Origin of the sequence: Glycocaulis sp. (assembly GCF_050485565.1) — a bacterium.
In the GTDB taxonomy this organism is placed as follows: domain Bacteria; phylum Pseudomonadota; class Alphaproteobacteria; order Caulobacterales; family Maricaulaceae; genus Glycocaulis.
Genome location: NZ_JBJHBQ010000006.1, coordinates 208,136 through 216,293 on the forward strand (window position 1 = coordinate 208,136; position 8,158 = coordinate 216,293).

Annotated in this window: 10 protein-coding genes and 1 pseudogene; 6 read left to right on the forward strand and 5 right to left on the reverse strand. The window is 63.7% G+C overall.

Features of this window, described 5'->3' with window-relative positions; all coding sequences use genetic code 11:
* Positions 1-14: 14 nt before the first annotated feature.
* Positions 15-743: a lysophospholipid acyltransferase family protein gene (locus ACQ5ID_RS08800; protein WP_429912076.1), complete on the forward strand. Its 729-nt coding sequence runs from the start codon at positions 15-17 to the stop codon at positions 741-743.
* Positions 740-1,840, forward strand: coding sequence for a DUF2125 domain-containing protein (locus ACQ5ID_RS08805; protein WP_429912078.1), 1,101 nt, complete (start codon positions 740-742; stop codon positions 1,838-1,840). The genes ACQ5ID_RS08800 and ACQ5ID_RS08805 overlap by 4 nt, the downstream gene beginning before the upstream one ends.
* Here ACQ5ID_RS08805 and hisC read toward each other — a convergent pair.
* Positions 1,830-2,921: a histidinol-phosphate transaminase gene (hisC, locus tag ACQ5ID_RS08810; protein ID WP_429912079.1), complete on the reverse strand. Its 1,092-nt coding sequence runs from the start codon at positions 2,919-2,921 to the stop codon at positions 1,830-1,832. The genes ACQ5ID_RS08805 and hisC overlap by 11 nt on opposite strands.
* Positions 2,918-3,697, reverse strand: coding sequence for a class I SAM-dependent methyltransferase (locus tag ACQ5ID_RS08815; protein ID WP_429912080.1), 780 nt, complete (start codon positions 3,695-3,697; stop codon positions 2,918-2,920). The genes hisC and ACQ5ID_RS08815 overlap by 4 nt, the downstream gene beginning before the upstream one ends.
* Positions 3,698-3,807: 110 nt before the next feature.
* Here ACQ5ID_RS08815 and gloB point away from each other — a divergent pair, with 110 nt between their 5' ends.
* Positions 3,808-4,572 carry a hydroxyacylglutathione hydrolase gene (gene gloB, locus ACQ5ID_RS08820; protein WP_429912081.1) on the forward strand — a complete coding sequence of 255 codons (765 nt, stop codon included), beginning with the start codon at positions 3,808-3,810 and terminating at the stop codon, positions 4,570-4,572.
* The gene (locus tag ACQ5ID_RS08825; RefSeq protein WP_429912082.1) at positions 4,572-5,030 is read left to right on the forward strand and encodes a cupin domain-containing protein; all 459 of its coding nucleotides are present in this window, start codon (positions 4,572-4,574) and stop codon (positions 5,028-5,030) included. Before gloB ends, ACQ5ID_RS08825 begins: the two co-directional genes overlap by 1 nt.
* A gap of 10 nt (positions 5,031-5,040) precedes the next feature.
* On the opposite strand, the gene ACQ5ID_RS08830 is transcribed toward ACQ5ID_RS08825, so the two are convergent.
* A complete protein-coding gene (locus tag ACQ5ID_RS08830; protein WP_429912083.1) occupies positions 5,041-5,721 on the reverse strand; it encodes a DUF4908 domain-containing protein in 681 nt (226 codons plus the stop codon).
* A 137-nt stretch (positions 5,722-5,858) separates the two neighbouring features.
* Positions 5,859-6,581, reverse strand: coding sequence for a beta-ketoacyl-ACP reductase (locus ACQ5ID_RS08835; protein WP_429912084.1), 723 nt, complete (start codon positions 6,579-6,581; stop codon positions 5,859-5,861).
* A 196-nt stretch (positions 6,582-6,777) separates the two neighbouring features.
* Between ACQ5ID_RS08835 and phaR the strand changes: the two genes are divergently transcribed.
* Positions 6,778-7,368, forward strand: a complete 591-nt coding sequence (gene phaR, locus ACQ5ID_RS08840; protein ID WP_429912085.1) for a polyhydroxyalkanoate synthesis repressor PhaR — start codon at positions 6,778-6,780, stop codon at positions 7,366-7,368.
* 159 nt (positions 7,369-7,527) lie between these two features.
* The gene (locus ACQ5ID_RS08845; protein ID WP_429912086.1) at positions 7,528-7,839 is read left to right on the forward strand and encodes a hypothetical protein; all 312 of its coding nucleotides are present in this window, start codon (positions 7,528-7,530) and stop codon (positions 7,837-7,839) included.
* 145 nt (positions 7,840-7,984) lie between these two features.
* Here the strand turns inward: ACQ5ID_RS08845 and ACQ5ID_RS08850 are convergent.
* Positions 7,985-8,158, reverse strand: a pseudogene (locus tag ACQ5ID_RS08850) (hypothetical protein); the annotation flags it as partial.

Here is an 8,158-nt window from a genome sequence, read left to right on the forward strand (position 1 = left end):
AGGACAGGTCCGGCGTGCACGTCATCGGTTCAGCAATTTTCACCATCTGGATGTACGGCCTCATGGCGGTGATGGGGCTTGTGTGCTCGCCCCTGCTTCTGGGGCCGCGCAGCTGGGCTCAGCGGTGTTTTGCGGTCTATCGCTGGCTGGTCTTTGGCGCTTTGCGGGTGCTGTGCGGCATTCGTTTCGAGGTGCGCGGGACTGAGCACATCCCGTCCGGCCCGGCCCTGATTGCCTCCAAGCACCAGTCCATGTTCGAGACGCTGGCCTTCTGGCACATACTGCCTGACCCGGCGATCATCCTGAAGAAAGAGCTCAAATACCTGCCCTTCTTTGGCTGGTATGCGATGAAGCTGAAAAATGTGGCCGTAGACCGTTCGGCCGGTGCGAGCGCGCTCAAGGCCATGCTGCGCGCCGCGCGCGAACGCGCGCATGAAGGCCGCCAGATCGTGATCTTCCCGCAAGGAACCCGCGTTCAGCCAGGCGCGCCGGAGAGCTACAAGCCGGGCGTGGCCGGGCTTTACGGCGCGATGGAGGTGCCTTGCGTGCCTGTTGCGCTCAATTCAGGGCTTTACTGGCCGCCTTCGGGCTTTGTACGCAGGCCCGGCACCATCATTATCGAGTTTCTGCCGCCCATACCGGCGGGCTTGCCACGCGCCCGGTTCATGGAAGAGCTTGAAACGCGCATCGAGACCGCCTCGGCCGCTTTGCTAGAATCCCCGCAAGGAAACGCTTCTGCATGATCCGTGATTTCAGCACCCCCGCGCCTGCGCGCCGCTCCCGCCTCAGCCTGATCCTGCCCTTTGCGGCGTTCGGCATCCTTCTGGCCGCTTATGGCGGTTACTGGCTGTGGATGTCGGGCGAGATCCGCAAGACGGCAGACAGCTGGGTGGAGGAGCGTGAGAGCGAAGGCTATGTCATTTCGCTCGACCAGCTATCGGTCAGCGGGTTTCCGTTCCGCTTCACGGTAACGGCGCGAGCGCCGGAAATCATCGCACCGCCGGAGGATGGTGGCTGGCGCATGGCCATGCCGCAACTCTCGGCGAGCGCCCTGCCCTATAATCTCTCCCACTGGATTGTCGCGTTCGCGAGCCCCGCTGAGCTGGACCTTCAGGGCGATGAGGACACCAGCGCGCTTCTGGCAACCGCATCGCGCGCACGCATCAGCCTGGCCTCGGGCCGGGCGGGTACCGTGCGCGCGGGCGCAGAGCTGGAGGCATTCCGCCTGATCGCCCGCGAAAGCGGGGAGGTCCTGGTCGAGGCGCTGGACCAGCTGGTCCTGTCCAGCGAGCTGGTGGAAGACGACCAGATGCGCATCCGTCTTGAGGTGCGCGGTCTGGAACTGGGCCCGGATCAGCTTGACGAGCGCACGGTCAGCGCGTTTGGCCGCCGCATAGAGCTGATGCGTACCGACACCACGCTTTCACACTGGAGCGCGCTGGCCGCAGATGCCAATCTGGCCAGCTGGAGCGATAGCGGGGGCCGGGCCGAAATCGCGATGGCAACGCTGCACTGGGGTCATGCGCGCCTGGGCGGTGAAGGCACTTTGGGCGTTGACGCCCTGCTGCGTCCTGAGGGCCGCCTGTCAATCCTCGTAGCAGAGCCGGAAAGCCTTGTTGCCGCCCTTGTGGCAGGCGGCGTGGCAAGCCCCAGCGATGGCGAGGCGCTGCGTCTGGCCCTGATGATGGCCCCGCGCCGGGATGAAGGCGTAGCCCTGCCCTTCCGCTTCCAGCAGGGCGGTATTTTCCTCGGCCCGGTGCGCATAGGCGAGGCAGGCCCGCTGACCGGCCAGCTGCCGGTCATGCCCGAACTGCCCGACACAGATGACGCTAGCGAATAGGCTGGCCCATGAACTCGGCCAGCGCCTCGGCCACGCGCCGGTTATCATCATCAAGGCCAATGGAGATGCGCAAGGCGTCCGGCAGGCCGTAGGGTTTCACGTCCCGCACGATCAGACCCTTCGAGGTCAGGAAGCGGTCCGCATCATCGGCGGTCTTGCCCAGTGCCTGCGGGAAATGCACCAGCACGAAATTGCAGACCGACGGTGTGACCTCAAGGCCCGCGCCGCGCAAATGCTGCGTCAGGAAATCCACCCAGCGCGCATTGTGTTCTTTCGAGCGCGTGATGAAAGCAGTGTCGGCAATGGCTTCGATCCCCGCCTCAACGGCCGGCACGCTGACATTGAACGGGCCACGCACCCGGTTGAGGATGCCGATTATCTCCTCGCGGGCGTAGGCCCAGCCGAGACGCAGCCCCGCCAGCCCGTGAATCTTGGAGAAGGTGCGCGTGACGATGATGTTGTCATACTGGTCCACCAGACCCATGCCGGACTCAAAGGCCGGATCATCGACAAATTCGCCATACGCCGCGTCCAGCACCAGAAGGCAGTCCGCCGCCAGCCCCTCGCGCAGCCGGATAATGTCGTCGCGCGGCACCCAGGTGCCCGTCGGATTGTTCGGATTGGCCAGAAACACCACGCGCGGCGAGTGCTCTCTGGCCGCCTCCAGCATGGCATCGATATCGGTGCGGTGGCCGTTCTCCGGCGCGCTGACAATGCTGGCACCGCTCTGCATGGCCACCAGTCGATAGACCAGAAAGCCGTACTGGCTTTGCAGAACCACATCATCAGCGCCAAGCCAGGCCCGGCCGATCAGCTGCAATATCTCGTCTGAGCCCGCGCCGCATACGATCCGCGCCGGATCAATGCCTTCCGCCTTGCCGATAGCCTCGCGCAGGCGCATGACGCTGCCATCGGGGTAGACATGCAGCTTCGTGGCCGAACCGGCAAACGCCTTCGCCGCTTTCTCGCTGCACCCGAGCGGGTTCTCGTTCGAGGACAGCTTCACCGCCCCGGCCGGTGCAGGAAGACCGGGCTTGTAGGGCTTGATGTCGAGAATGCCCGGACGGGGATCAGGGATCATTGGCTCTTGTCCTTCGCGGTAAGGGTGCGGCTGGGTTCGGGCGGGGATAGCGCAGCACCGGGCGCAGCATCAAGGGCCTTGCGCCGCACCGGCACGGCCGCCCCGGTGGGACGGATCGCGCCAACATGCTTGACTGCCTCAACCAGTATCAGCCCGCCAAATCCCGGCCAGAAGCGCTCACCGGCCGATTCAAACAGGCCAGACAGGCGCGGGCCGCAGAACATGTTCCAGGGCGGCGCGTAAAGCGCTCTGGCCCAAGCTATGGGTTCAAACAGCGCGCCTGTCAGAAGCCGGGTGAGCTGGCCGCGCGAGAAAGGCCGGCCATGGCCAAAAGGTGTCGCATCCACACGCGCCCACGCGCCCGCGCGGTGGGCCGCCACGATGACAAGGCGTCCTTCAGGGGCCAGCACACGCCAGAGCTCACGCAGAAGACGCTGCAGATCATCAGCCTCTTCCAGCGTGTGAACGGCCACGATCCGGTCAAACATGGCTTCGGCGAAGGGCAGGCGCGTTTCCTCGCCCAGTACCGATGCGCACCGCTCGCCATGACGGTCTGGCCAGGCAATAGCGCCCTGTGCGGACGGCATGAAGGCCACGGCGCGCCGGGCCTTCTCGCGGAACGGCTCCAAATACGGCCCGGCAAAGCCGTAGCCAAGCATGTCCAGGCCCGACACCTCCGGCCACAGCGCCTGCAGGCGCCGATGCACCATGGTGCGGGCCGCCTCGCCTCTCTGGGATCGGTAGAACCTGTCAATCTCGATCGCTTCGGTACGCATGACGCTCCTGATGCCGGTACGGGCTCGCCCCGGAGTTTCAGGATGATAGGTTGGACGATGCAATTGTGTAAGACGGGGCGTAAGCGCTGCGCAGCCAGGGATGTCACACCATGCTCGAAATCCGCCAGATTGCCTGCCTTGAGGATAATTACGGCTTCCTGATCCGGTGCAGCAAAACCGGGCAGACAGCCAGTATCGACACGCCAGACGCCAAGGCGTTGACGCAAGAGGCAGGGCGCGCCGGCTGGCATATCCATGAAATCTGGAACACTCACCACCACTGGGACCATGCCGGCGGCAACGCGGATATTGCGCAGCATTTCGGTGCCCGCATCACCGCGCCGGCTGCAGAGGCAGACAAGATCGGCCATGTCGATACGCCCGTTTCACCGGGCGATTTTGTACGCCTTGGCGCGCTGCAGGCCGAAGTGATTGATACAGGCGGGCATACGCTGGGCCACATCGCCTACTGGTTTGAAAGCGAGCGCGTACTGTTCAGCGGGGATGCGCTTTTTGCGCTGGGCTGCGGACGTCTGTTCGAGGGAACGGCGCAGCAGGCGCAGGCCGGTCTTGCACGCCTGCGCGCGCTGCCGGACGACACAATTGTCTATTGCGCCCATGAATATACCGCCGCCAATGCCCGCTTCGCGCTGAGCATCGATCCGGACAATGCGGCGCTTCAATCCTATGGGACAGAGGTGGAGGCCACACGCAAGGCAGGCAAAGCGACCGTCCCGTTCCCGCTGGACCGCGAGAAAAGCACCAACCCGTTCCTGCGCTGGGATGATACCGGCCTGCGCCGCCGTCTGGGTCTTGAAAATGCTAGCGACGCGGATGTCTATGCGGCCGTGCGCAGCGCAAAGGACCAGTTCTGATGAAGTCGATCAGTGGCGATCTGGGCGCGAATGAAATCATCCGCATGCTCGCCATGCAAAAACACCCCGAAGGCGGCTGGTACGCGGAAACCTTTCGCGACGACGCCAATTCGCAAGGACGCGCGCATTCCACCGCGATCTACTTTCTGCTGGCCGCCGACGAGGTTTCCGCCTGGCACCGGGTGGACGCCAGCGAGGTCTGGCTCTGGCATGCCGGAGCGCCGCTGGTGCTGACCATGTCGGGCGACGGCGTGAACGCGAGCAGCGTGCGGCTGGGGGCTGATCTGCGAGCCGGTGAACGCCCGCAAGTCGTTGTGCCTGCCGGTCACTGGCAGACCGCAGAAAGCCTCGGCGCATGGACGCTAGTCAGCTGTGTTGTGGCACCGGGATTTGAATTTTCAGGCTTTGAGCTGGCTGCAGCAGACTGGCGCCCCGGCAAACATAACGCCGCGCCGTGACTGCTGGCCTCTAGCGTCCCCGGTCCAGCGCGCGGCGAATGAATTCCGAAGAGGGGCGCCCCGCATAGCCGCGCCCCGTGGCAATGGTAATCTCCAGCGCTCCGTTCGCGTACACGGCATTGGCACGCGATCCGGTAAGGACGCGGATCGATTGCAGATCGCGCAAGGCGCGCCGGTTCGCCCGTTCCACACCCAGCTGTGCCAAGCGTAGCGTATCCACCAGATAGGCGTTGTCGGACGGGCCGAGCGAGGGGACTTCCACAACTACCTGATGGCGGTTCAGCCGCGTGACGAAATCGGCCAGTTCGCGCGCGGCACGTTGTAGTTCGGTAACGCTTGCAGGGGAGGCAACCAGCGTGTGCGCCGGACCGATCAGTTCGACGATCACCCCGTCCGGCGCATCGGGCGGGAAGAAGGTCGCGCCGCCAAGATTGGACAGGCGGAGCAAAGCCCGGTCCGTGTCGGTCAGCATCACCTCGCCGCCGCCAGAAGCACGATTGGTGTAGACGGCATAAACCTCCAGCGTCCCTTCCTGCCAGAGCAGGGCCGGCACCGTGGAGCGGTCAAGCACAAGCCGGCCACGCCGGTCGGCCCGCTCGTACCAGACTGCGGATGCTTCAATCGGCTGATCCCGGCCCGTAAGGCGCGAGAACGGATTTTGCTGACCAAGCCCGTCGCTTGCCAAAACCACCCAAGCCCCGGCGGCAGCAAGCATAAGGGCGACATATCCCCTGCTCATGGGGACAATCTCGCCGCAAAAAGGGGCAGTTTCGCGGCGAAACTACCCCTTCCGCGATTTACGGGCACTTTTCTGTGCATTCGAACAGGTCAGACCAGATACTGGCCGCCATTTGCCGTCAGCGTGGCGCCGGTGATGAAGCCTGCCTCATCAGATGCCAGGAAAGCCACACAGCGGGCGATCTCCTCCGGTTCGCCCAACCGGCCGACCGGGATTGTTTCGATGATCTGCTCGCGTACCTTCTCCGGCACAGCCATGACCATGTCGGTTGCGATATAGCCAGGGCAGATCGCGTTCACCGTGATGCCCTTGCGCGCGCCCTCCTGGGCCAGCGCCTTTGTAAAGCCGATATCGCCCGCCTTTGCTGCAGAGTAATTGGCCTGCGCGAACTGGCCTTTCTGGCCGTTGATGGACGAGATGGTGATGATGCGGCCAAAGCCGCGCTCACGCATCCCGTTCCAGACCGGATGGGTCATGTTGAACACGCCGGAGAGATTGGTCTCGATAACCTCGCGCCATTGCTGCGGTGTCATCTTGTGGAAGGGTGCATCGCGCGTGATCCCCGCATTATTGACCAGAATGTCGACCGGGCCATGAGCCAGCTCCACCCGGCCAATCCCGGTCACGCACGCCTCGTAATCGGCAACCGACCATTTATAGGCCGCAATGCCGGTCTCCTTGCTGAATGCCTCGGCGGCAGCGTCATTGCCTCCATAATTGGCCGCCACCGTATACCCGGCCTGCTTGAGTGCCAGGCAGATGGCCTTGCCGATACCCCGCGTTCCTCCCGTCACCAGAGCGGTGCGTGCCATGAAATCCCTCCCTATAGCCCTCTTGATCGGAGCTGTTTATTGTGCGCAGCAAAAGCGCAGCACGCTTGCAGCATGAAGCAGACCGCGCAATGGTCTTTCTTAACGCGAATCCGCCTGTTGTCGAGGGCGTGCACGCGATAATTCTGACACCGCACGGGAAACGATGCGGTGCAACAAACCCAGGGGGAGACAAAGCGTGAGTGCAAACACAAAGACCGGCAAGATTACCATCAAGAAGTACGCTAACCGGCGTCTCTACGACACGTCCGCCAGCCGGTACGTGACGCTCGATCATCTGCGCGAGCTGGTAAAGGACAATGCCGAGTTTGAGGTCGTCGATGCCAAGACCGGCGAGGACCTGACGCGCGGCGTTCTGGCCCAGATCATCTTCGAGGAAGAGGCCAAGGGAGCAAACCTTCTCCCCGTCGAATTCCTGCGCCAGCTGATCGGCTTTTATGGCGACTCCATGCAGGCTTTCGTACCCGGCTATCTGAAAATGTCGATGGAAGGACTGATGCGCCAGCAGGACGAGCTGCGCGAAAAGATGACCGGCGCGATGAGCTCGCCAGCCGGCTCAATGGCTCTTCTCGAAGAACAGACGCGGCGCAACATGGCCATGTTCGAGCAGGCCATGAAAGTGTTCAGCCCCTTTAATGCCGCCGGGCAACAGGAAAGCAGCGCCAGCGCGCCTCCGCCCGCAACAAAAGACAAAAATGACGACGTGAAGGCCCTGCGCGACGAGCTTGAGGCGATGCGCGCCAAGCTCGACAAGCTGGCAGGCGGGTAAGGCGCAGGCGGGCGGGCCTTAGTGTTTCATTAAGGAACACGCCCGCGCCGCCATCGCGCGCAAACTGCGCCAAATCGGCTTGTTCTGGAGGGTTAAGGCCTGGTTTACAAAGGTTTATGAAGGGTAAAGACTGGCCCCGTTCTTGCGCGGACATTGCGCATGAGCGAGCCCGTCACACCCATATCCGGCGCCTATCCGCCCCCGGCTATCATTGTCCGCAATGATGGCGCGACGGCGCGGACACGCCCGGAGGCGCTTGCGCCGGTGGCGGCTCCGGCCACCGCTTCAGTACGCATGGTTTCAGGTCAGGCCGTGGCATTGGCGGGTAGCGGCTGGGTACCCGTGCTGCACACATCGCAGCGCCGGGGGCTGCGCGCCGACGAGACCGAACGCCGCCGCTACCGTGCAAGCTATGCCAGCGCGGCAGACGCACCGGCCCGGCCCGCGCCGCGCATGGAGCAGCGCGCATGAGCCGCGCACAGCCCGTTGCCTTGCGTGTCGCTGACGGCGTTCTGGCGCTGGGCGTCTTTTTTCTTTTTCTCTAGCTGGCCACGAAAAGGAAGGGCCGCCCCGGCATGCCCGGAGCGGCCCTTCATGCTTGTAGTTCCGTCAGGTGTCAGGCGTCGCCGCCAACCGCCAGGTCACGGCGCGCCGCGACAATGGTGACGATGAAGCCTGCCACCGTATCCAGCAGCGCCATCAGCACCAGCAGGAAGAAGGTGGATGATGCAAACTGCGGGACGAGCAGGAAAAGCACCAGCCCCGCAATAAACACCAGCATGGACATGCC